The organism is Variovorax endophyticus (genome assembly GCF_025376855.1).
Taxonomy (GTDB): Bacteria; Pseudomonadota; Gammaproteobacteria; order Burkholderiales; family Burkholderiaceae_C; genus Variovorax.
On the sequence record NZ_JAHUTH010000029.1, the window covers coordinates 44,108 to 66,959 of the forward strand.

Consider the following 22,852-nt stretch of genomic DNA (forward strand, 5'->3'; position numbering starts at 1 on the left):
TCAGCCGACCGTGGCCGGATCGACGTTCGCGCCGCAGACGATCAGGCAGACCTTCTCGCCCGCGCGCGGCACGTAGGCACCGCTGTGCAGCGCGGCCAGCGGCAGCGCGGCGGCCGGTTCGACGGCCAGCTTCATCTCCTTCCACAGCCACTGCTGGGCGGCGCGGATCGCCTCGTCGGACAGCAGCAGCGCATCGGCGACGTGGCGCTGCGCGATGTCCCAGGCGATGGCGCCGATGCGGCGCGCGCCCAGCGAATCGGCCGCGATGCCGCCGACCTCGACATCGACCGGCGCGCCGGCCTCGCGGGCCCGGAACAGCGTGGGCGCGCCCTCGGGCTCCAGCGCGATCACGCGCGCGCGCCGCTCGAACCAACCGGCGAGGCCGCCGATCAGGCCGCCACCGCCCACGCTCACGAGCACGGCATCGGGCAGGCCGCCCTCGGCCTCGATCTCGCGGCCCAGCGTGCCGGCGCCGGCCACCACCTCGGGCTGGTCGTAGGCATGGGTCAGCAGGGCGCCGGTTTCGGCCTGGCGCGCCAGGCAGGCGGCCAGCGCATCGGGATAGAGCTGGCCGACCACCACCACCTCGGCGCCCAGCGCGCGCAGGCGCGCGCGCTTGGCCTCGGGCGAGACGCCGGGCAGGTAGACCTCGCAGCGCACGCCGAGCGCGCGCGCCGCGGCGGCGGTGGCGATGCCGGCATTGCCGCCCGAGGCGACGATCACGCCACTCTCGGGAATGGGGTTGGCCAGCAGCCGGTTCATCATGCCGCGCGCCTTGAAGCTGCCGCTGACCTGCAGGTGCTCGAGCTTGAGCCAGACCTCGGCCCCCGGCGCCGCGACGCCGAGCGCCGCCGCGGGCAGCTTCCACAGCGGGGTCTGGCGCAGGAAGTGGCCCGAGCGTTCGTTCAGGCGTTGCCAGGCGCTATCGATTTCGGAGCGCCATTGGGTAGGTACGGCAAGGGTCAAGAGATGTGTCCAGGAGGAGGAATGTCGGCCAGCTTGAGGCCCTTGGGCAGCGGGAACTTGATGGTTTCCTCGATGCCGTCCATCTTGCGCACCGAGACCGCGCCGAACGCGCGCACGCGCTCGATCACCTCGCGCACCAGCACCTCGGGCGCCGAGGCGCCGGCGGTCAGGCCGATGCGGGTCTTGCCCTCGAACCATTCGGGCTGGAGCTCGGCGGCCGAATCGACCATGTAGCTCTCGGTGCCCAGGCGCTGGGCCAGCTCGCGCAGGCGGTTGCTGTTGGAGCTGGTGGGGCTGCCGACCACGATCACGAGGTCGACCTGCGGGCTCATGATCTTCACCGCGTCCTGGCGGTTCTGGGTGGCGTAGCAGATGTCCTGCTGCTTGGGCTCGCGCACGGCCGGAAAGCGCGCGCGCACCGCGGCGGCGATCTCGGCCGCGTCGTCCACGCTCAGCGTGGTCTGCGTGACCACCGCGAGCTTCTCGGTCTGGCCCGGCGCGACGCGCGCCACGTCCTCCACGTCTTCCACCAGGTGGATGCCGCTCGAGAGCTGGCCCATCGTGCCCTCGACCTCGGGATGCCCCTTGTGGCCGATCATGATGAACTCGTAGCCTTCCTTGGCGAGCTTGGCGACCTCGACGTGCACCTTGGTCACCAGCGGGCAGGTGGCGTCGAAGATCTCGAAGCCGCGATCGCGCGCCTCCTGCTCCACCGCCTTGCTCACGCCGTGCGCGCTGAACACCAGCGTGGCGCCGGGCGGCACGTCCGACAGTTCCTCGATGAAGATCGCGCCCTTGGCCTTGAGCTCGTTGACCACGTAGGTGTTGTGCACGATCTCGTGGCGCACGTAGATCGGCGCGCCGAACTTGGCGATGGCGCGCTCGACGATCTCGATCGCGCGGTCCACGCCCGCGCAGAAGCCGCGCGGCTCGGCGAGGATGACTTCCTCGATGCCTTCGTTCATCGTGCCTCCCCGGCCGCGGTGCCGCGTGCCATCACAACACCCCGATCAGTTGCACTTCGAAGGTCACGGGCTGGCCTGCGAGCGGATGGTTGAAATCGAAGCGCACGCCGGTCTCGTTGGACTCGATCACCGCGCCGGCATAGCTGCCGGTGCCGTCGGGCGTGGGGAACTGCACCACGTCGCCCACGGCGTACTGCTCGTCGGGGTCGCCGATCTGCGCCAGCAGCTTCTTCGCGACCCACTGCTGCATCTCGGGATTGCGCTCGCCGAAGGCCTCGCCGGCCGGCAGCTCGAAGGTGGCGTGCGCGCCCTCCTCGAGGCCCAGCAGGCGCTGCTCGACGGCGGGCGAGAGCTCGCCGGTGCCCAGCGACAGCGTGGCGGGCTTGTCGGCGAAGGTGTTGATGATGTCGCCCGCGGGCCCGGACAGCCGGTAGTGCAGGGTCAGGAAGGAGCCGGGGGTGACGACGTGGGGCGCTTGGGACATGGGGGCAGCAATGGTTGACAAAGACAAGACGGGTGTCCCGATAAACTGGGCTGCATTTTAAGGACGGGCGCTTCCACCCGCCCCGTTCAAGGTTTAGCAGGCTCTCCATGGCTTTCAAGGATCTCCCCGAACATGCCCGCCCGCGCGAGAAGCTCATCGCGCGCGGCGCCGCCGCGCTGGCCGACACCGAGCTGCTCGCGCTGCTGCTGCGCACCGGCGTGGCCGGCAAGAACGTGCTGCAGCTCGCGCAGGAACTGCACGAGCGCTTCGGCGGCCTCGCGGGCCTGCTGCAGGCCAGTCCCGAGCAACTGCGCGGCGTGCGCGGCATGGGCGGCGCCACCAAGCGTGCCGAGCTCGTCGCGGTGCTCGAGCTCGCGCGTCGCGCCATGGCCGAGCAACTCTCGCAGCGCACCGTGTTCGACGCGCCAGAGGCCGTGCGGCAGTACGTGCAGATGCACATCGGCACGCGGCCGCACGAGGTGTTCGCGGTGCTGTTCCTCGACGCGCAGCACCGGCTGATCGTGCTCGAGGAGCTGTTCCGCGGCACCCTCACCCAGACCAGCGTCTATCCGCGCGAGGTGGTGCTGCGCGCGCTGCACCATCATGCGGCCGCGGTCGTGCTGGCCCACAACCATCCGAGCGGCAGCATCGAGCCCTCGCGCGCCGACGAAACGCTCACGCAGACGCTGCGCGCCGCGCTCTCGCTGGTCGACGTGCGCGTGCTCGACCACGTGATCGTGAGCACGGGCCGCAGCTTCTCGATGGCCGAACGGGGGTTGCTCTGATGGCCGCCGCACGTCCGCCCGCCACCAGGAGCCTGAAGAACCTGGCCGACCTCAAGCAGGTGCAGCGCCAGCTGGCCGAAACCCGCGAGCGCGAGGCGGCCGAGGCTGCCGAGCGCGCCGCGGCCGAGCGCAAGCGCGCGGCCGAAAAGGACCTGTTCGCGCGCGCCGTCGGCGCCACCGAGCCGCTGCGCCAGAAAACGCGCACCGTGCCGCTCGCGCCCGAGCCGCCGGCGCCGATCCCGGTGCAGCACCAGCTCGACGAGCAGCGCGTGCTGCGCGAATCGCTGTCCGACGAGTTCGACGTCACCACGCTGCTCGACGTCGACGACGCCATGAGCTTCCGCCGCCCCGGCATCGGCACCGACGTGACCGCGCGGCTGCGCAAGGGCGACTGGACGATCCAGGCCCAGGTCGACCTGCACGGCCTGCGCAGCGACGAGGCGCGCGAGGCGCTCGGCGGCTTCATCCGCAACGCGCACAAGCAGGGCCTGCGCTGCGTGCGCGTGGTGCACGGCAAGGGCCTGGGCTCGCCCGGCAAGCAGCCGGTGCTCAAGACCAAGACGCAGCGCTGGCTGATCCAGAAGAACGAGGTGCTGGCCTTCGTGCAGGCCAAGCCGGCCGAAGGCGGGGCCGGGGCGCTGGTGGTGCTGCTGGCGCCCGTCAGGCGCTGAGCGGCTCCCTCCGGCAGGAGGGAGCCGCCCCCTCACTTGCCCAGGTCGAGCTTGTAGACCGAGCGCCCCTTCCCGCTCCCGTCGTCCGCCGTCAGCAGCGAGACGTTGTCCAGCCCCGCCGCCGTCGCCGACGCGAGCTGGCCCTGCCCCGAGGTGAACACCACGTTGCCGGCTGTCGCGGCCTTGGTGAAGCGCCAGCTGCGCGCCGCGCCGTTGGCCGCGCGCGTGATGGTCTTCTTCGCCTTCACGTAGGCGATCAGCACGTCGCGGTTGGCATCGGGCGAGGCATAGATCGTCGCGCGGCCGTCGAGCGCGGGTATGAAGCTCGCGCCGCTGGTGGCGCGGTAGTTGTTGGTGGCGATCACGAATTCCTTGGCCGGATCGATGGCCGCGCCCAGGTAGGTGAGGTTCCGGATGCGGCTGCCGACCTCCTGCGTCACGTCGATCTCGTACTGCACGTCGGGCGTGGTGAACATGTCGAAGTTGTAGCCCGGGAAGGTGCTGATCAGCTGCTGGTCGGCCGTGGCCGTGGTGCTGATCTTGTTGAAGCGCTTGGCCGCGGCCTCGAGCCAGGCCTTGATCTCGGCGCCCGTGACCTTCACCGCGTACACCGTGTTCGGGTACAGGTAGAGGTCGGCCGCGTTGAAGATCGCGAGGTTGCCCACGGCCACGTCGGTGTAGTCGCGGCCACCCTCGTAGCCCGACTTGAAGGGCGCGCTGACCGACAGCACCGGCAGGCTCGCGTACTGCGGCAGGTTGGCCTGGATGTAGCTCTTCACGTAGTCGGCCTGGGCCTGGTTCACGATCTGGATCGCGCCCGGGTCGCCGACATCGGCGAAGTAGGTGTTCATGCGGAAGTCGGTGCTGCCGATCGGCGTCTTCACGTAGTCGATCGCGGCCTGGTGCTGGGTCTCGATCAGCGGCGCGATGGCCGGGTCGGCGTCGACGTAGACCGCCTTGCCCGCGTCGTCCTTGCCGGTCTGCGTGGAGCGCGCCTCGACCGCGGTCTTGCTCTTGTCGATGGTCCAGGCCTTGCCGTCCCACGACAGCTCGAGCTTGATCACGCCCAGCGCCTTGCCCCACGAGCTCGGCATCACGGCCGGCACGCCGTTCACGGTGCCGGCGGCGTTGTCCACGCCCGGCTGCTTGAAGCCGGGGCTGGCGCCGCGGTCGGGGAACACGCCGTGCTGGTGGCCCATCAGCAGCGCGTCGATGCCCGGCACCTTCGACAGGTGCAGGCCCGGGTTCTCCATGGTCGGCGTGTAGGCCGCGGCGTCGAGGCCGCCGTGCTGCAGCGCGACCACGATGTCGGCGCCCTTGGCGCGCAGCTCGGGGATGTAGCGCGTGGCGGCTTCCACCGCGCCCTCGGTGCGCAGCTTGCCCTCGAGATAGCGCTTGTCCCAGTTCATGATGCCCGGCGTGGTGAAGCCGATCACGCCGACCTTCAGCGGCACCGTCACGCGCGAGCCGTCGGGCGCGGTCGCGGTGAAGCTCTTGTTGACGATGGTGTAGGGCGCGAGCAGCGGCTTGCCGCTCTTCACGCTCTGCACGTTGGCCAGCACCAGCGGGAAGTTCGGGCCGGCGCACTTCTTCGTGCCGTCCACGCCCTCGACGTCGAGGCCGCCGCCGATCGCCTGGTTGAGGAAATCGAGGCCGTAGTTGAACTCGTGGTTGCCCAGCGTGCCGGCGTCGAAGCCGGCGGCGTTCATCGCCTTGTACATCGACAGCGGCTGGGTGCACGGGATGCGGCTCACCAGCGCCTCGTAGTCGGCCAGCGCGGTGCCCTGGATGGTGTCGCCGTTGTCGAACAGCAGCATGTTCGCGAACTCCTTGCGCGCGGCCGCGATCAGCGTGGCGGTGCGCTCGTAGCCATAGGACTTGTCCTCGGCGAGCTTGAAGTAGTCGTAGCTGCGCACATTGAAGTGCAGGTCGGTGGTCTCGAGCAGCGCGACGGTGGCGCGCGTGCCGGCCGCGATCGGCGCGGGGGCGGGCGCCGGGGACGGCGCCGGTGCGGGTGGCGGCACCGGCAGGAACACGCCGCCGCCGCCATCCCCGCCGCCGCATGCGCTCAGCATGGCGGTGGCGATCAAGGCAGCACAGGCGGTCATGGACGCGGTGCGTGGAAAACGGGTGTTTGCAAGTGGCTTCATCGAAAGGTCTCCCTCCTGTTCAAGGAAGACCAGTCTCCGAAGCCGAGGTGACAGTCCGGTGAATGAAGCCTGAAATGCAGCCGCGTTGCGACAAGCCGTGACCGGATGTTTACGCGAGGTGATTCTTAAGTGGTACCGAAGCATCCGCGACCGCCGCGGGATCGGGGCTGCGGCCCGCGTCGAGCAGCTTGCGGCTCATCATGTGGTCGACCGGCGCGTTCACCGATTCCACGCACGCGAGCTGCCCGTCGACGGAATGGAACAGCGAGAAGGCATCGGGCTTCGGCCCCGCGCGGCGCACCGTGACATGGCCCGGCGTGCCCTCGGCCGGCACCAGCCCCACCATCTGCAGCCGCATGCCGCCCTGGTCGGACCAGAACCACGGCACCACGTCGTGCGCGCGCGCCGTGCCCAGCAGGGTGGCGACCGCGGTGCGCGCCTGGTCGTTGGCGTTCTGCACCGACTCGAGCCGCAGCGCGCGGCCCGCGCGCCGGTCGGGGAAGCGCGTGCAGTCGCCGACCGCGAGCACGCCGGCCGCGCTGGTTTGCATGTGCTCGTCGACCACGATGCCGTCGGCGCACTCGATGCCCGCGGCCTGCGCGAGCGCGGTCTCGGGCACCGCGCCGATGCCCAGCAGCAGCAGGTCGACCGGCTGCCGTGCGCCGTTCACGCGCAGCGACACCAGCCGGTCGCCCTCGACCTCGAAGTCGTCGGCGGTCGCGCCCAGCACGATGTCGATGCCGGCGGCGCGGTGCGTGGCCAGCACGTGGTCCGAGAGCTCGGGCGAGACCGCGCGGCCCAGCAGGCGCGGCGCGCTCTCGATCACCTGCACCGCCTTGCCGAGCGCCTTGGCGGTGGCCGCGACCTCGAGGCCGATGAAGCCGCCGCCGAGCACCGTGACGCGCTGCGCCTCGGCCAGCCGCGCACGCAGCCGATGCGCCTCGTCGGCCGCGCGCAGGCTCGCGACGTTGACCAGCTCGTGCGAGAGCGCGGCGATCCGGCGCGCGCGCGTGCCGGTGGCCAGCACCAGCGCTTCCCACGGCAGCACCGCGCCCGAGCGCAGGGTCACGTTGCGCGCCTCGCGGTCGATGGCCACGGCCGCATCGCCCAGGTGCAGCGTGATGCCCGCCTCGCGGTACCAGCCGGCCGCCTTGTGCGGCTGCGTGGCTTCCTCGGCGCTCTTGAGGAAGGCCTTCGACAGCGGCGGACGGTGGTAGGGCTCGCAGGCCTCCTCGCAGACCAGGTGCACGCGCGCGCCCTGCCCCGCCTCGGCGAGGCCGGCGCACAGCTGGGCCGCCGCGTGGCCGCCGCCGATGATGACGATGGAATTCATGAAGTGAGTCTTTCGAAAATCGTTGTGCTCAGCCGGCGCGGTTGCGCATCCAGTCGGCGGTCTTGAAGAAGGAGTCGCGCAGCCGCGCGCGCAGGTCCGCGGGCACTTCGGTCTCGCCCATGGCCTGGTCCATGCACGCCAGCCACTGGTCGCGTTCCTTGATGCCGATGCTGTGGCCGCCGATGCTCTGCGGCAGGTGGCGCGCGCGCAGCATCGGATGGCCGAAGCGGTCGGTGTAGTACGCGGGGCCGCCGAGCCAGCCGCAGAGGAACCAGAACAGCCGCTGGCGCGCGTTGTCGAGGTCGCTGCCGTGCACCGCGCGCAGTTGCGCGTAGCCGGGCTCGAGGTCCATCAGGTCGTAGAAGCGCTCGACCAGCGCGCGCACTTTCTCCTCGCCGCCGATCCATTCGAAGGGCGTGTCGAAGGGCGGCTTGTCCTGGATCTGCATCGCTCAACCCACCTGCACGAGACCGGGGATCGGCACGTCGGGGTTGGCATCGGCCGCGTAGTCCACGCCCTCGATGCCGAAGCCGAACAGGCGCAGGAACTCGGCCTTGTAGCCGGCGAAGTCGGTCAGCGCCTGCAGGTTCTCGCTCGTGACCTGGGGCCACAGTTCGAGCACGCGCGCCTGCACCGCAGGTGCGAGCTCCTTGCGGTCGGCGCGCAGCCGGCCTTCCTCGTCGAGCGGCGGCGCGCTGCCGTAGAGGCCCTCGCGGAACAGGCCGTCGACCTGCTCGATGCAGCCCTCGTGCGTGCCCTCTTCCTTCATCACCTTGAACAGCAGCGAGAGGTACAGCGGCATCATCGGGATCGCCGAGCTGGCCTGCGTGACCACCGCCTTGAGCACCGCCACGCGCGCATCGCCGCCGCCATGGGCCGCGAGCTTGGCGCGGATCGCGGGCACGGTGCGGTCGAGGTCCTTCTTGGCCGCGCCGATCGAGCCGTTCCAGTAGATGTCCTGCGTGATCTTCTCGCCGAGGTAGGTGAAGGCCGTGGTCTTCGCGCCCTCGGCCAGCACGCCGGCCTCGTGCAGCGCGTCGATCCACAGCTGCCAGTCCTCGCCGCCCATCACAGCCACCGTGTTGTCGATCTCCTCCTGCGTCGCGGGCTCGAGCACGGTCTCCTTGACCGTGCCGCTGTCGGTGTCGATGCCGCGCAGGCTCACCGCCTGGCCGATGGGCTTGAGGGTGGAGTTGAAGACCTGGCCGGTCTTCGGATGGGTGCGCCGCGGCGCCGCGAGACTGTAGACCACGAGGTCGACCTGGCCCAGGTCCTGGCGGAGGGTCTCGATCGTCTGTTGCTTGACCGCATCGGAGAAGCCGTCGCCGTTGATGCTCTTCGCATAGCGGCCCTCGGCCGTGGCGAGGCGCTCGAAGGCGGCCGTGTTGTACCAGCCGGGCGTGCCGGTCCTGGTGGCGCTTCCGGCGCGCTCGAAGAACACGCCCAGCGTGTCGGCGCCGCCGCCGAAGGCCGCGACGATGCGCGCCGCGAGGCCATAGCCGGTGGAGGCACCGATCACCAGCACCCGCTTCGGCGCGCCCGCGACCGGGCCCTGGGCCCGCACGTGCTCGATCTGTTGCCGGACATTGGCCTCGCAGCCGACGGGATGGGTCGTGACGCAGATGAAGCCACGCACGCGCGGTTGGATGATCATGGGGAGGAAGGCAGTCTGGGAAAGGAAAAGGACGGGTGGCGCGCGAGGCGCCGGGCACCGGTCTTCTGGCCGGCGCGCGGGCGCGAATTTACCGCACGTTCATTCCCATGCGGCCATGTACATATATGGATTGACCATTTAATGAACCGAAGTTTTGTTGATAAGGTGCCGCCCTTGCATTCCCAGAAGGAGAAGAAACACATGCGCCCGAACATCCTCGCCGCGGCCCTCGCCGCCTCCGCCCTGCTCGCGGGCACCGTGGCCCACGCCGACCAGTTGGCCGACATCAAGAAGAAGGGCGAACTCGTGGTCGGCGTGCTCGGCACCGACGAGCCCGCCACCTTCATCGACCCCAAGACGCGCCAGATCGTGGGCTACGAGGTCGACCTCGCCAACGCCATCGCGAAGAAGATCGGCGTGAAGACCACGCTCAAGCAGATCGCCGTGGCCGCGCGCATTCCCGAGCTGCAGCAGGGCCACGTCGACCTGGTCGCCGCCGGGCTCACGCACAACAAGGAACGCGAGGCGCAGATCGACTTCTCGCTGACCACCTTCGTGACCGGCCAGAAGGCCATCGTGAAGAAGGACAGCGGCATTGCCGAGGTATCGCAACTCGGCGGCAAGAAGGTGCTGACCATCCGCGGCGGCACCCAGGAACCCAACATCCGCAAGGCCGTGCCCACGGCCGAGGTCGTGACCTTCGACACCAGCCAGCAGGCCTTCCAGGCGCTGCAGCAGGGCAAGGGCGTGGGCTACGTCGACGACGAGGCCGCGCTGCTGCGCAGCTACGCCAAGCTCGGCCCGCAGAAGGCCCAGTACGTGGTGCTCAAGCAGAACCTCAGCACCGAGGCGCTGGCCATCGGCATCAAGAAGGGCGAGAGCGGCCTGAAGGCGGTGGTGGACGACACGCTGCGCGAGCTCGAGAAGTCGGGCGAGGCCGAGAAGATCTTCGTGAAGTGGTACGGCCCGAACACCGCCTCGGGCTTCCAGACGCGCGACTTCAAGTTCGAGAGCGACAAGATCGACTGATCCCGCATTCCCCCTCCTTCCCCCTCTGGGGGAAGGCCGGGATGGGGGCATGCGGCCTTCGCACCGGCCACGAGCGAATCGACCGCCCGGTGCCCCCACCCCAACCCTCCCCCAGCGGGGGAGGGAGCCAATCCCCCACGCGGCAGCGATACTGTCGCCCCCATGCCCCTGTTCGACTATTCCTTGCTGCTGACCGGCAAGTACCACGACATGCTCGTCGCGGGCTTGTGGCTGTCGCTGCAGCTGCTCGCGGCCTCGCTGATGTGCGCGCTGCCGATCGCGCTCGTGGTGGCCATGCTGCGCCTGTCGCCGCTGGCGCCGCTGCGCTGGCTCGGCTTCGCCTACGTGGAGTCGATCCGCAACATACCGTTGCTGGCCCACATGCTGTTCTGGTATTTCGGCGCGCCCGAGCTGCTGCCCGAAGGCTTCAAGCAATGGCTCTACGCGGGCCACATCGAGGCCTACAGCGCGATCGTCGCGCTGTCGCTCTACACGGCCGCCTTCATGGCCGAAGACATGCGCAGCGGCATCCGCTCGATCCCCGCGGTGCAGTTCGAGGCCGGCCGCGCGCTGGGCTTCGGCTGGCTCGCGACGATGCGCCGCGTGGTGCTGCCGCAGGCGCTGCGCGTGACCGTGCCGCCGCTGATCTCGCAGACCCTGAGCCTGTGGAAGAACACCTCGATCGCCACCGTGATCGGCGTGGCCGAACTCATGTACCAGGCCGGTCAGGTCGAGAGCGCGACCTTCCGCAGCTTCGAGTCCTTCGCCTTCGCGAGCGCGGCCTACCTCACGGTCTCGCTCGCGATCACGGCGCTCGCGAGCTGGTACCACCACCGCTTCCCGGTGAGGACGCTGTGATGCGCACGGAGGCTTCGCGATGATCGAACTGATCCAGGACTACTGGCTCTACTTCCTGATCGGCCAGTACCCCAACGGCCCGCTCGGCGGGCTGGTGCTGACCCTGCTGCTGGCCTCGTGCGGGCTGGTGCTCGCGCTGCCGCTGGGCATCGTGCTCGGGCTGGCGCGCGTGAGCCCGTGGCGCTGGCTGCGCTGGCCGGTCAGCGGCTTCGTGTTCGTGGTGCGCGGGCTGCCGCTGTTGATGGTGATCTTCTGGGCCTACTTCTTCCTGCCCAGCGTCACCGGCGTGAAGACCGACCAGTTCGCCACCATGCTGATCGCGCTGGTGGTGTTCGACGCCGCCTACCTGGCCGAGATCGTGCGCGCCGGCATCCAGGGCCTGCCGCGCGGCCAGATGGAGACCGCGCGCGCACTCGGCCTGAGCTGGAGCCGCGCGATGCGCCTGGTAGTGCTGCCGCAGGCGCTGCGCAGCATGCTGCCCTCGCTGGTGAACCAGTTCGTCTCGACCATCAAGGAGACCTCGCTGGGCTACATCATCGGCCTGGCCGAGGTCTCGTTCATCGCCACCCAGATCAACACCCAGGTGTTCACCAAGCCGGCCCAGGTCTTCGGCATCCTCGGGCTGACCTATTTCATCCTCTGCTTCGGCCTCTCGCGCTTCGCCTACTGGCTCGAGCGCCGCCTCGCGCGGCGCGGCCTGCCGGTGGTCGCGGTCACCGAGGGCCGGGCCGCCGCCCGCAAGGCTTCCGCATGATCGAACTCCAGAACGTCAACAAGTGGTACGGCAGCTACCACGCGCTCGTGGACGTGAGCGAAACCATCCACAAGGGCGAGGTGGTCGTGGTCTGCGGCCCCTCGGGCTCGGGCAAGTCCACGCTGATCCGCACCTTCAACCGGCTCGAGGCCATCCAGTCGGGCCGCATCCTGGTCGAGGGCAAGGACATCCACGCACCGGGCACCGACGTGAACGCCTTCCGCTCGCGCATCGGCTTCGTGTTCCAGCAGTTCAACCTGTTCCCGCACCTCACGGTGCTGCAGAACTGCACCATGGCGCCGATGCAGCTGCACGACCTCTCGCGCGCGCAGGCCGAGGAACGCGCCATGGCGCTGCTCACGCGCGTGGGCCTCGCGAACAAGGCCCGGGCCTGGCCCGGCGAGCTGTCGGGCGGCCAGCAGCAGCGCGTGGCGATCGCGCGCGCGCTCGCGATGCAGCCGCCGGTGATGCTGTTCGACGAACCCACGAGCGCGCTCGACCCCGAGATGGTCGGCGAGGTGCTGCTGGTGATGCGCGACCTGGTGCGCGACGGCATGACCATGGTCTGCGTGACGCACGAGATGGGCTTCGCGCGCGAGGTCGCCGACCGCGTGCTCTTCATGGACGAGGGCAAGGTGCTCGAGCGCGCCACGCCCGACGACTTCTTCAACCGCCCGCAGCATCCGCGCGCGCAGCAGTTCCTGTCCGACATCCGCTCGCCCTTCGCACGCACCCCATGACGAACACCGCTTCCCTCCAGACCCTGCCCGTGATCGACGTCGCGCCGCTGGTGGCCGGCGACGCGCCGGGCCGCGAGGCCGTAGCCGCGCGCATCGGCGAGGCCTGCCGCGCGCACGGCTTCTTCTACGTGACGGGGCATGGCGTCGACCCCGCGCTGGTGGCGCGGCTCGAGACCCTGAGCCACCGCTTCTTCGACCTGCCCGAGGCGACCAAGATGCAGTGGCGCATGGCGCTCGGCGGGCGCGCCTGGCGCGGCTACTTCCCGCTCGGCGGCGAGCTGACCTCGGGCCGGCCCGACTGGAAGGAAGGGCTCTACCTCGGCACCGAGCTGCCGGCCACGCATCCGCTGGTGCAGGCCAGGACACCGGTGCACGGGCCGAATCTCTTTCCCGACGCGCCGGGCCTCGAGGACTTCCGCGACACCATCCTCGGCTACATGGCGGCCGTGACGCAGCTCGGCCACCGGCTGATGGAAGGCATCGCGCTGAGCCTGGGCCTTGCGGCCGACTATTTCGCGGCGCGCTACACGGGCGATCCGCTGATCCTGTTCCGGCTCTTCGACTATCCCTCGCAGCCGGTGCCCGAGGGCCTGGACGTGCAATGGGGCGTGGGCGAGCACACCGACTACGGCCTGCTGACGATCCTGCACCAGGACAGCGTGGGCGGCCTCGCGGTGCACACGCCCGCGGGCTGGATCGATGCGCCGCCGATCGCGGGCTCCTTCGTCTGCAACATCGGCGACATGCTCGACCGCATGACCGGCGGCCTCTACAAGTCGACGCCGCACCGCGTGAAGCGCAACACCTCTGGCCGCAACCGGCTGTCGTTCCCGCTGTTCTTCGATCCGAACTTCGAGGCGCGCGTGCAGCGCATCGAGGGCCTCGCGGGCGCTGCCGCCGTGGACGACAGCGCCGAGCGCTGGGACCGCGCCAACGTGCACGCCTTCAGCGGCCGCTACGGCGACTACCTGCTGGCGAAGGTGTCGAAGGTGTTCCCGCAGCTGCGCGACGAAGTGCTCTGAGGCGTGCTCGCCGGGAGGTCGAGGAACTCGTCCTCCCAGCGCCCGACGTCCGCGCCGGGGTCGGAGATCGGCACCAGCTTGTCGCTGCGGCAGTAGAAGGTCCAGCCCTCGAACAGCACGTCGTAGTAGATGCCGGGCAGGTAGCGCTCGCTCGGCGCTTCATAGGGCGCCGAGACCACCTCGACGATGCGGCCGACCGCGCGCTCGGTCATCGGCGACGCGAGGCAGCTGTCGAGCACGTGGCACAGGGTGCCGATCCTGATCACGGCCGCACCATCTCGCCGGGAAACCAGCGCGGCAGATGCGCGTTCGCGTCGTGCAGCGACTCGAGCACATGGAAGGCCTGCTCGACGATCGCGGCCGGCGGGTGCTTGAGGTCCGGCACGATCACCACCCGCAGGCCCGCGGCCAGCGCCGCCTTGGCGCCGTTCTCGCTGTCCTCGAAGGCGATGCACTGCGTCGGGTCCACGCCTAGGCGCGAAGCCGCGAGCAGGTAGAGCGCAGGGTCTGGCTTGGCGCGCGGCACCTCGTCGCCGCCCGCGAAGGCCTCGAAGTGATGCAGCACGCCCAGGCTGCCGAGGCAGGCCTGGATCTGCCCGCTGGTCGAGGACGAGGCCACGGCGCAGCGCGTGCCGCGCGCGCGCAGGGCGCCCAGGAACTCGGCCGCGCCGGGCTTGATGGGGAACAGCGGCGTGCCGTCGGAGCGTTCGAGCGCCAGCGCCTGGCGCACATGCTCGAGCGCATGGCGGAAAGCGGCCTGGCCGCCGAGCAGGCCCGAGAGGATGATCTCGGACTCGGCGGTGGCCAGGCCCACCACCTGCAGGTACTGGGCGTGGCTGAGCTCGACGTCGAGCGTGCGGGCGGCCGCCATCCAGGCGGCCATGATGGGCCGCTCGGAATCGATCAGCAGCCCGTCCATGTCGAAGATTGCGGCGGAGAACATCGACGCGATCCTACCCCCGAGCCCCGCCCCGAATGGCGAAGGGGCCGCAAGGGCCCCTTCTCGTGCAACGGATGCGACGGCGCGCGCTCAGTCGCGCACCAGCGCCCGGTTCAAGCCCAGCGCCGCGAGCGTTCCCGCCGCGCCCGACAGCAGGTACACGCTCACGTAGGCCAGCCCGAAGTGGGCCGACAGCCCCAGCGCGACCAGCGGCGCGAAGGCGGCGCCGATCAGCCAGGCCAGGTCGGTGGTCAGCGCGGCGCCGGTGTAGCGGTACTTGGCCTCGAAGTTGCCGGTGACGGCACCGGCCGCCTGGCCGTACGACAGGCCCAGCAGGATGAAGCCCAGCAGGATGAACACGTCCTGCCCGATCTTGCCGCCGTCGAGCAGCGTGGGCGCGAAGCCGCTGAACACGGCGATCAGCGCCGCCAGCCCGCCCAGCGTGAAGCGGCGGCCGATGCGGTCGGCGATCAGGCCCGAGGCCACGATGCCGCCGGCGCCGAGCACGGCGCCGATCATCTGGATCACCAGGAACTCGGTGATGGCCTGGTTCGAGTAGAGCGTGATCCACGACAGCGGGAACACGGTGATCAGGTGGAACAGCGCATAGCTGGCCAGCGCCGCGAAGGCGCCGATCAGCAGGTTCGAGCCCTGCGAGCGGACCAACTCGACCACGCTGGTGGGCTGCAGCTCGCGCTCCTCGAGCAGGCGCGCGTACTCGTCGGCGGCCACCAGGCGCAGGCGCGCGAACAGCGCCACCACGTTGATCGCGAAGGCCACGTAGAAGGTGTAGCGCCAGCCCCAGTCGAGGAAGTCCTCGAGCGTCAGGCTCGAGTAGAGGTACGCGAACAGCGCGCTGGCCACGAAGAAGCCGATCGGCGCGCCGAGCTGGCCCAGCATGGCGTACCAGCCGCGGCGGTTGGCCGGGGCGTTGAGCGCGAGCAGCGAGGGCAGGCCGTCCCACGAGCCGCCGAAGGCCAGGCCCTGGCCGAAGCGGAAGATCGACAGCAGCACGATCGAGGTGAAGCCCAGGCTCGCATAACCCGGCAGGAAGGCAATGCCGGCGGTCGAGGTGCCGAGCACGAACAGCGCCAGCGTGAGCTTGGTCTCGCGGCCGAAACGTCGCTGGATCTCCATCGAGATGACAGTTCCGAACGGCCGTGCGATGAAGGCGAAGGAAAAGACCACGAAGGCCCAGAGGGTTCCCTCGAGCCGCTGCTCGAACGGGAAGAAGACTGCCGGGAACACCAGCACCGAGGCGATGCCGTAGACGAAGAAGTCGAAATATTCCGAGGCGCGGCCGATGACCACGCCGACGGCGATCTCGCCCGGATCGATGCGCGAGTGGTCGTCGTCCGGGGCGGCGGTGTCGGACGTGTGCGGCACGGGCGATGCGCCTTGCGGGCTGATGCTGGACGTCGTCATTGGGTTATGTAATTCGGTTGTCACGAAGCGTGACAAAGGTAGGCCATGAAACAGGTGCCAAGCGTCTCACCGAACGAGGATTCCCGCCATAGGACAAAACGTCCAATAGCCTGCGGGAACCTTTGGTCGTAGATTGTGGGGTCTTTCGCGCGGCCCTGGCCACCCTTCCGCCCTTCCGTCTCTCGGCATGCCCATCCTCCACACCCTTCGCCGATGGCTCCTGCTGTTGCCCCTCGCCTTCCTGGCGGGCTGCAACACGGTGCTCCTGAATCCCTCCGGCGACATCGCCAACCAGCAAGGACGGCTGATCGTCGTCTCGACCGTGCTGATGCTGATCATCATCATCCCGGTGATCGCGCTGACGGTCTTCTTCGCCTGGCGCTACCGCGCCTCGAACAAGGAAGCCATCTACAAGCCGAACTGGGACCACTCGACCCAACTCGAGCTCGCGATCTGGGCCGCGCCGCTCCTGATCATCATCGCGCTGGGCGCGATCACCTGGATCAGCACCCACACGCTCGACCCCTACCGCCCGCTCAGCCGCATCGACGCCCAGCGCCCGATCACGGCCGACGTCAAGCCGCTGACCGTGGAAGTGGTGGCGCTCGACTGGAAGTGGCTGTTCATCTATCCCGAGCAGGGCTTCGCCACGGTGAACGAACTCGCGGCCCCGGTGGACCGCCCGATCACCTTCAAGATCACCGCCTCGTCGGTGATGAACTCCTTCTTCATTCCCGCGCTGGCCGGCCAGATCTACGCCATGCCCGGCATGGAGACCAAGCTGCACGCGGTCATCAACGCGCCCGGCGAGTTCGACGGCTTCTCGGCCAACTACAGCGGCGCCGGCTTCTCGGGCATGCGCTTCAAGTTCCACGGCCTGAGCAACGCCGACTTCGACCAGTGGGTGCAGAAGGTCAAGTCCAGCCCCGAGGGCGAACTCAGCCGCGAGCGCTACCAGAAGCTCGAAGTGCCGAGCGAGCGTGAGCCCGCCAGGCATTTCGCGAGCGTGTCGCCCGACCTCTACGGCGCCATCCTCAACCGCTGCGTCGACCGCAGCAAGATGTGCATGAGCCAGATGATGGCGATCGACGCCGACGGCGGCCTGGGCAAGCCCGGCGCCTACAACGTCGCGACCGCGCAGCCCTGGCAACCCGACGACATCAATTCGCCCAAGCGTGCGTACGGCAAGTACGTCACGGCGATGTGCACCACCGAAGAATGACGATGCTCCAGAACCTCGACCTGACGAAGCTCGTCTTCGGCCGCCTCACGTGGGAGGCGATCCCCTACCACGAACCGATCCTGCTGGTGACCTTCGCCGCCGTCGTGCTCGGCGGTGTCGCGCTGCTCGGCGCGATCACCTACTTCAAGCTGTGGAGCACGCTGTGGCACGACTGGATCACCAGCATCGACCACAAGAAGATCGGCATCATGTACATCGTGCTGGGCCTGGTGATGCTGCTGCGCGGCTTCGCCGACGCGCTGATGATGCGCGCCCAGCAGGCGGTGGCCTTCGGCGACAACGCGGGCTTCCTGCCGCCGCACCACTACGACCAGATCTTCACGGCCCACGGCGTGATCATGATCTTCTTCGTGGCGATGCCGCTGGTCACGGGCCTGATGAACTTCGTGGTGCCGCTGCAGATCGGCGCGCGCGACGTGGCCTTCCCGTTCCTGAACAACTTCAGCTTCTGGATGACCACCTTCGGCGCCGGCCTCGTGATGGCCTCGCTGTTCGTCGGCGAGTTCGCCAAGACCGGCTGGCTGGCCTATCCGCCGCTGTCGGGCATCCTCTTCAGCCCCGACGTGGGGGTCGACTACTACATCTGGTCGTTGCAGATAGCGGGGGTGGGCACATTGCTCTCGGGCGTGAACCTGCTGGCCACCATCGTGAAGATGCGCGCGCCCGGCATGACCATGATGAAGATGCCCGTCTTCACCTGGACCGCGCTGTGCACCAACGTGCTGATCGTGGCCGCCTTCCCGGTGCTGACCGCCGTGCTGGCCCTGCTGTCGCTCGACCGCTACGTCGGCACCAACTTCTTCACGAACGACCTCGGCGGCAACGCCATGATGTACGTGAACCTGATCTGGATCTGGGGCCACCCCGAGGTCTACATCCTGATCCTGCCGGCCTTCGGCATCTTCTCGGAGGTGGTCTCCACCTTCTCGGGCAAGCGCCTGTTCGGCTACGCCTCGATGGTCTACGCCACGGTCGTGATCACGATCCTGTCGTACCTGGTGTGGCTGCACCACTTCTTCACCATGGGCTCGGGCGCCAGCGTGAACTCCTTCTTCGGGATCACGACGATGATCATCTCGATCCCGACCGGGGCGAAGATCTTCAACTGGCTCTTCACCATGTACCGCGGCCGCATCCGCTTCGAGCTGCCGATGATGTGGACCGTGGGCTTCATGATCACCTTCGTGATCGGCGGCATGACCGGCGTGCTGCTGGCCGTTCCCCCGGCCGACTTCGTGCTGCACAACAGCCTGTTCCTGATCGCCCACTTCCACAACGTGATCATCGGCGGCGTGCTGTTCGGCATGCTGGCGGGCATCACCTACTGGTTCCCGAAGGCCTTCGGCTACAAGCTCGACCCGTTCTGGGGCAAGTGCTCGTTCTGGTTCTGGATCGTCGGCTTCTGGTTCGCCTTCATGCCGCTGTACATCCTGGGCCTGATGGGCGTGACGCGCCGCATGAGCCACTTCCAGGACATGTCGCTGCAGATCTGGTTCCAGGTCGCCGCCTTCGGCGCCGTGCTGATCGCGCTGGGCATCGCCTCGTTCCTGATCCAGATCGTGGTGAGCTACATCCGACGCGACTCGCTGCGCGACACCACGGGCGACCCGTGGGACGGCCGCACGCTCGAGTGGTCGACCTCGTCGCCGCCGCCGGCCTACAACTTCGCGTTCACGCCGCGCATCCATGACAACGACGCCTGGTCCGACATGAAGGCACGCGGCTACCAGCGCCCGCTGGAAGGCTTCAGCCCGATCCACATGCCCAAGAACACGGCCGCCGGCTTCGTCATCGCGGCGCTGAGCGCGGTGTTCGGCTTCGCCATGATCTGGCAGATGTGGCTGGTGGCCGGCGTGGGCTTCTTCGTGATGCTCGTGGCCATCATCGTCCACACCTTCAACTACAAGCGCGACTACCACATCCCCGCGGACGAAGTCGTCCGCACCGAAGACGCTCGCACGCGCCTCCTGGCCGCCCATGTCTAACAGTACCGCCCTCCCCTCCAGCGCCGCCGGCACCCACACGGTGGGCAACGCATCGAGCGTGCCGACCTTCGAGCTGTTCAACGTCCGCAACGAGGACCACCATCCGGAGAACGGCACCCTGCTCGGGTTCTGGCTCTACCTGATGAGCGACTGCCTCATCTTCGCCTGCCTGTTCGCGGTGTACGGCGTGCTGGGCCGCAGCTACGCGGCCGGCCCCTCGGGCGCCGACCTGTTCGACCTGCCGCTGGTGGCGATCAACACCTCGCTGCTGCTGCTGTCGTCGATCACCTACGGCTTCGCGATGCTCGAGATGCAGAAGAAGCGCATGGGCGGCACGCTGGCCTGGCTGGCCATCACCGGCCTGCTGGGCGCGGGCTTCATCGGCCTCGAACTCTACGAATTCGCGCACCTGATCCACGAGGGCGCGGGCCCGCAGCGCAGCGCCTTCCTGTCCTCGTTCTTCGCGCTGGTCGGCACCCACGGCCTGCACGTCACCTTCGGCATCGTCTGGCTGGTCGTGCTGCTGTTCCAGCTGCCCAAGCACGGCTTCACCGCGGCCAACCGCCGCCGCCTGATGTGCCTGTCGATGTTCTGGCACTTCCTGGACGTCGTCTGGATCGGCGTCTTCACCTTCGTGTACCTGATGGGATCCATGGCATGAGCGCAGCACCCCACGACACCCATGGCCACGGCCATGACGACCACGGCCACGGCGATCACCACGACGACGGCCCGGTGAGCCACAGCACCTTCAAGGGCTACATGACCGGCTTCGTGCTGGCGGTGATCCTCACGGCCATTCCGTTCTGGCTCGTGATGGGCAAGGTGCTCGACAGCAAGAGCACGACCGCGCTGATCATCCTCGGCTTCGCCGTGGTGCAGATCGTGGTGCACATGGTGTACTTCCTGCACATGGACACCAAGTCCGAGGGCGGCTGGAACATGCTGGCGCTGATCTTCACGCTGGTGCTCGTGGTCATCACGCTGGCCGGTTCGCTGTGGGTCATGTACCACATGAACACCAACATGATGCCGCCGTCGATGCACGACATGAAGAACATGCCTTGAGCGCGCCGGCCACCGACCGCACGCCCACCGGCCGCCAGCGCTCCGCGGCCGGGCTCGTGGTGCTGGCGGTCCTCGGGGCCGTGCTGTTCGCCGCCTTCTTCGCGCTCGGTACCTGGCAGGTCGAGCGCCGGGCCTGGAAGCTGGCCCTGATCGAGCGCGTCGAGCAGCGCGTGCATGCCGTGCCGGTCGCGCCCCCGGCGCGCGCCGACTGGCCGCGCGTCAATGCCGCCGACGACGAATACCGCCACGTGCGGCTCTCGGGCACCTTCCTCCACGAGAAAGAAACGCTGGTGCAGGCCAGCACCACCCTCGGCGCCGGCTTCTGGGTGCTGACGCCGCTGCAGACCGCGCGCGGCGTGGTGATGGTCAACCGCGGATTCGTGCCGCCCGAGGCACGCGAGCGCGCCGCGCGCACCGCACCCGAGCCGATGGGCGAGACCCAGGTGACGGGCCTGCTGCGCATCAGCGAGCCGCGCGGCGGCTTCCTGCGCAGCAACGACCCGGCCAGCGGACGCTGGTATTCGCGCGACGTGGCGGCGATCGCCGCGGCGCACGGCATCGCGGCCGACGCGGTGGCGCCCTACTTCATCGACGCCGAGGCCGAGCCCGGCATCCCGCGCGCGCTCGACGGCGCGCCCGCCTGGCCCGCGCCCGGCCTCACCGTCATCGCCTTCCACAACAGCCACCTGGTGTACGCGCTCACCTGGTACGGGCTGGCGCTGATGGTCGCCGCGGGCGCGGTCTTCGTCTGGCGCGACGAGCGCCGGCGCCGCGGCAGCGACAATGCGCGCCATGCCGACGGACAGCCGCACGCCGCCCCCGCTTCCCATCGCGATGCCGACCGCGGCTGACGCGGTCGCGGTCGCCGGCGCGCTGCAGGCCCCGCGCGCGGGCGTGGCCAGCCTGGACAACGCGACCGGCCACAAGAACATGCAGCAGCTGATCCAGCTGCGCTGGTTCGCCGTGGTGGGGCAGGTGGTGACGATCCTGGTGGTGCACTACGGCTACCGCATCCACCTGCCGCTCAACCAGATGCTGCAGGCGCTGACCTGCCTGGCGCTGTTCAACCTCGCGAGCCTGCTGCGCTGGCGCACCCACCGGCGCGTGACCAACGGCGAGCTGATGCTCGCGCTGCTGGTCGACGTGGCGATCCTGACCTCGCTGCTCTACCTGAGCGGCGGTGCCAGCAACCCCTTCGTCTTCCTCTACCTGCTGCAGGTGATCCTGGGCGCGGTGCTGCTCAAGCCCTGGTCGACCTGGACCGTGGTGGGCGTCACCACCCTGTGCTTCGCGGGGCTGGCGCTGTTCTCGCGCCCGCTCTCGCTGCCGCCCGACCACGACCGCGGCCTGTGGAGCCCCTACATCCAGGGCACGCTGGTGTGCTTCGCGCTCAACGCGGCGCTGCTGGTGGTGTTCATCACGCGCATCAGCGGCAACTTGCGCGAGCGCGACGCCAAGCTCGCGGGCCTGCGCCAGCGCGCCGCCGAGGAGGAGCACATCGTGCGCATGGGCCTGCTCGCCTCGGGCGCGGCGCACGAGCTCGGCACGCCGCTGGCCACGCTGGCCGTGATCCTCGGCGACTGGCGCCGGCTGCCGCACTTCAGCTCCGACCCCGAGCTGCTGCAGGAGGTCAGCGAGATGGAGATCCAGATCCAGCGCTGCAAGTCGATCGTCAGCGGGATCCTGCTGTCGGCCGGCGAGGCGCGCGGCGAGTCGTCGGAGGAGACCACGGTCAGCACCTTCCTCGACGACCTGGTCGAGGAGTGGCGCACCACGCGGCCGGTCGGCACCTTCGTCTACGACAACCGCTTCGGCCGCGACCTGCCGATGGTCTCCGACTCGGCGCTCAAGCAGATGATCTGCAACGTGCTCGACAATGCACTCGAAGCCTCGCCGCACTGGGTGCGGCTCGAGGTGGCGCACGAGGGCGACGACCTGCAGCTGGTCGTCACCGATGCCGGCCCGGGCTTCGCGCCCGCGATGCTGGCGCAGTTCGGCAAGCCCTACCAGTCGAGCAAGGGCCGTCCCGGCGGCGGCCTGGGCCTGTTCCTGGTGGTCAACGTGGCGCGCACCGTGGGCGGCCGCGTGGCCGCGCGCAACCGGCCCGAGGGCGGCGCCGCGGTCACGCTCGCGCTGCCGCTCGCGGCCATCGTGCTGGAAGAAGAGGACGACGAGGAAGAGAACATCGGGATGCATGGCCATGACGGAATCCCCCACTGACACCGGCGCCGAGGCCGAGGCCGAACGCCAGCTGCTGATCGTCGAGGACGACGCGGCCTTCGCGCGCACGCTGGGCCGCTCGTTCGAGCGTCGCGGCTACACCGTGCTGCACGCGAGCAACCTCGAGGACGTGGAAGACCTGCTGCGCCACCATGCGCCGGGCTACGCGGTGGTCGACCTCAAGCTCAACGGCGAGGCCTCGGGCCTGGCCTGCGTGCAGACGCTGCACCGGCACGACGCCAAGACGCTGATCGTGGTGCTGACCGGCTTCGCGAGCATCGCCACCGCGGTCGAGGCGATCAAGCTCGGCGCCTGCCACTACCTGGCCAAGCCCTCGAACACCGACGACATCGAGGCCGCCTTCGGCCGCGCGGTCGGCACCACCGAGGTCGAGCTGACCAACCGCTCGACCTCGATCAAGACCCTCGAATGGGAACGCATCCACGAGACCCTGGCCGAGACCGGCTTCAACATCTCCGAGACCGCGCGCCGGCTCGGCATGCACCGGCGAACGCTCGCGCGCAAGCTCGGCAAGCAGCAGGTCAAGTAGCGGCTCCGGC

Annotated in this window: 24 protein-coding genes; 14 read left to right on the forward strand and 10 right to left on the reverse strand. The window is 69.2% G+C overall.

Features of this window, described 5'->3' with window-relative positions:
* From KV106_RS30500 to KV106_RS30510, 3 genes are read right to left on the reverse strand one after another with little or no spacing between them, the layout of a single operon-like run.
* Complete coding sequence (locus KV106_RS30500) at positions 1–966, reverse strand: threonine/serine dehydratase (RefSeq protein WP_409976572.1); 966 nt, start codon at positions 964–966, stop codon at positions 1–3.
* A complete protein-coding gene (gene ispH / locus KV106_RS30505) occupies positions 963–1,931 on the reverse strand; it encodes a 4-hydroxy-3-methylbut-2-enyl diphosphate reductase (RefSeq protein ID WP_057597300.1) in 969 nt (322 codons plus the stop codon). The genes KV106_RS30500 and ispH overlap by 4 nt, the downstream gene beginning before the upstream one ends.
* 31 nt (positions 1,932–1,962) lie before the next feature.
* Positions 1,963–2,415 (reverse strand): FKBP-type peptidyl-prolyl cis-trans isomerase, encoded by a 453-nt coding sequence (locus KV106_RS30510; protein WP_057597301.1) that lies wholly within the window; start codon positions 2,413–2,415, stop codon positions 1,963–1,965.
* 107 nt (positions 2,416–2,522) lie between these two features.
* On the opposite strand from KV106_RS30510, the gene radC reads away from it, so the two are divergent.
* A complete protein-coding gene (radC, locus tag KV106_RS30515) occupies positions 2,523–3,200 on the forward strand; it encodes a RadC family protein (RefSeq protein WP_261214797.1) in 678 nt (225 codons plus the stop codon).
* Positions 3,200–3,871 carry a Smr/MutS family protein gene (locus KV106_RS30520; RefSeq protein ID WP_057597303.1) on the forward strand — a complete coding sequence of 224 codons (672 nt, stop codon included), beginning with the start codon at positions 3,200–3,202 and terminating at the stop codon, positions 3,869–3,871. Before radC ends, KV106_RS30520 begins: the two co-directional genes overlap by 1 nt.
* A gap of 32 nt (positions 3,872–3,903) precedes the next feature.
* Here KV106_RS30520 and KV106_RS30525 read toward each other — a convergent pair whose 3' ends face one another.
* From KV106_RS30525 to fabV, 4 genes are all read right to left on the reverse strand, one after another.
* A complete protein-coding gene (locus KV106_RS30525; RefSeq protein WP_261214800.1) occupies positions 3,904–5,979 on the reverse strand; it encodes a bifunctional 2',3'-cyclic-nucleotide 2'-phosphodiesterase/3'-nucleotidase in 2,076 nt (691 codons plus the stop codon).
* 151 nt (positions 5,980–6,130) lie between these two features.
* Positions 6,131–7,354: an NAD(P)/FAD-dependent oxidoreductase gene (locus KV106_RS30530; RefSeq protein WP_261214801.1), complete on the reverse strand. Its 1,224-nt coding sequence runs from the start codon at positions 7,352–7,354 to the stop codon at positions 6,131–6,133.
* A 28-nt stretch (positions 7,355–7,382) separates the two neighbouring features.
* The gene (locus KV106_RS30535) at positions 7,383–7,802 is read right to left on the reverse strand and encodes a group II truncated hemoglobin (RefSeq protein ID WP_261214803.1); all 420 of its coding nucleotides are present in this window, start codon (positions 7,800–7,802) and stop codon (positions 7,383–7,385) included.
* Positions 7,803–7,805: 3 nt separating this feature from the next.
* The gene (gene fabV / locus KV106_RS30540) at positions 7,806–9,008 is read right to left on the reverse strand and encodes an enoyl-ACP reductase FabV (RefSeq protein WP_261214805.1); all 1,203 of its coding nucleotides are present in this window, start codon (positions 9,006–9,008) and stop codon (positions 7,806–7,808) included.
* Between the two features lie 201 nt (positions 9,009–9,209).
* On the opposite strand from fabV, the gene KV106_RS30545 reads away from it, so the two are divergent.
* The 5 genes from KV106_RS30545 to KV106_RS30565 all read left to right on the forward strand — a co-directional run bounded on the left by KV106_RS30545 (position 9,210) and on the right by KV106_RS30565 (position 13,411).
* Positions 9,210–10,037, forward strand: a complete 828-nt coding sequence (locus tag KV106_RS30545) for an ABC transporter substrate-binding protein (RefSeq protein WP_261214807.1) — start codon at positions 9,210–9,212, stop codon at positions 10,035–10,037.
* A gap of 162 nt (positions 10,038–10,199) precedes the next feature.
* Positions 10,200–10,895 carry an amino acid ABC transporter permease gene (locus KV106_RS30550; RefSeq protein ID WP_261214815.1) on the forward strand — a complete coding sequence of 232 codons (696 nt, stop codon included), beginning with the start codon at positions 10,200–10,202 and terminating at the stop codon, positions 10,893–10,895.
* Positions 10,896–10,914: 19 nt separating this feature from the next.
* Positions 10,915–11,649: an amino acid ABC transporter permease gene (locus tag KV106_RS30555; protein WP_093340827.1), complete on the forward strand. Its 735-nt coding sequence runs from the start codon at positions 10,915–10,917 to the stop codon at positions 11,647–11,649.
* Positions 11,646–12,389 carry an amino acid ABC transporter ATP-binding protein gene (locus tag KV106_RS30560; RefSeq protein ID WP_261214818.1) on the forward strand — a complete coding sequence of 248 codons (744 nt, stop codon included), beginning with the start codon at positions 11,646–11,648 and terminating at the stop codon, positions 12,387–12,389. Before KV106_RS30555 ends, KV106_RS30560 begins: the two co-directional genes overlap by 4 nt.
* Entirely contained in the window at positions 12,386–13,411 is a 1,026-nt protein-coding gene (locus KV106_RS30565) for an isopenicillin N synthase family dioxygenase (protein ID WP_261214820.1), read from the forward strand. Before KV106_RS30560 ends, KV106_RS30565 begins: the two co-directional genes overlap by 4 nt.
* Here KV106_RS30565 and KV106_RS30570 read toward each other — a convergent pair.
* The 3 genes from KV106_RS30570 to KV106_RS30580 all read right to left on the reverse strand — a co-directional run bounded on the left by KV106_RS30570 (position 13,354) and on the right by KV106_RS30580 (position 15,776).
* Positions 13,354–13,677: a hypothetical protein gene (locus KV106_RS30570; RefSeq protein ID WP_261214822.1), complete on the reverse strand. Its 324-nt coding sequence runs from the start codon at positions 13,675–13,677 to the stop codon at positions 13,354–13,356. The two genes, KV106_RS30565 and KV106_RS30570, sit on opposite strands and share 58 nt — an antisense overlap.
* The gene (locus tag KV106_RS30575) at positions 13,674–14,354 is read right to left on the reverse strand and encodes an HAD family hydrolase (protein WP_093340835.1); all 681 of its coding nucleotides are present in this window, start codon (positions 14,352–14,354) and stop codon (positions 13,674–13,676) included. Before KV106_RS30575 ends, KV106_RS30570 begins: the two co-directional genes overlap by 4 nt.
* An 87-nt stretch (positions 14,355–14,441) precedes the next feature.
* A complete protein-coding gene (locus KV106_RS30580; RefSeq protein WP_057592982.1) occupies positions 14,442–15,776 on the reverse strand; it encodes an MFS transporter in 1,335 nt (444 codons plus the stop codon).
* A 187-nt stretch (positions 15,777–15,963) separates the two neighbouring features.
* Here KV106_RS30580 and cyoA point away from each other — a divergent pair, with 187 nt between their 5' ends.
* The 7 genes from cyoA to KV106_RS30615 are packed head-to-tail and all read left to right on the forward strand — an operon-like array spanning position 15,964 to position 22,842.
* Complete coding sequence (cyoA, locus tag KV106_RS30585) at positions 15,964–16,998, forward strand: ubiquinol oxidase subunit II (protein WP_057592981.1); 1,035 nt, start codon at positions 15,964–15,966, stop codon at positions 16,996–16,998.
* A 2-nt stretch (positions 16,999–17,000) separates the two neighbouring features.
* The gene (gene cyoB / locus KV106_RS30590) at positions 17,001–19,004 is read left to right on the forward strand and encodes a cytochrome o ubiquinol oxidase subunit I (protein WP_057592979.1); all 2,004 of its coding nucleotides are present in this window, start codon (positions 17,001–17,003) and stop codon (positions 19,002–19,004) included.
* On the forward strand, positions 18,997–19,665 hold the full coding sequence (cyoC, locus tag KV106_RS30595; RefSeq protein ID WP_261214827.1) for a cytochrome o ubiquinol oxidase subunit III: 669 nt from the start codon (positions 18,997–18,999) through the stop codon (positions 19,663–19,665). The genes cyoB and cyoC overlap by 8 nt, the downstream gene beginning before the upstream one ends.
* Positions 19,662–20,072, forward strand: a complete 411-nt coding sequence (cyoD, locus tag KV106_RS30600; protein WP_057592976.1) for a cytochrome o ubiquinol oxidase subunit IV — start codon at positions 19,662–19,664, stop codon at positions 20,070–20,072. Before cyoC ends, cyoD begins: the two co-directional genes overlap by 4 nt.
* Positions 20,069–20,923 carry an SURF1 family protein gene (locus KV106_RS30605; RefSeq protein WP_261214830.1) on the forward strand — a complete coding sequence of 285 codons (855 nt, stop codon included), beginning with the start codon at positions 20,069–20,071 and terminating at the stop codon, positions 20,921–20,923. Before cyoD ends, KV106_RS30605 begins: the two co-directional genes overlap by 4 nt.
* Positions 20,907–22,292 (forward strand): ATP-binding protein, encoded by a 1,386-nt coding sequence (locus KV106_RS30610; protein ID WP_057593001.1) that lies wholly within the window; start codon positions 20,907–20,909, stop codon positions 22,290–22,292. Before KV106_RS30605 ends, KV106_RS30610 begins: the two co-directional genes overlap by 17 nt.
* Positions 22,273–22,842, forward strand: coding sequence for a response regulator transcription factor (locus KV106_RS30615; protein ID WP_093340846.1), 570 nt, complete (start codon positions 22,273–22,275; stop codon positions 22,840–22,842). The genes KV106_RS30610 and KV106_RS30615 overlap by 20 nt, the downstream gene beginning before the upstream one ends.
* The last annotated feature ends 10 nt before the right edge of the window (positions 22,843–22,852 follow it).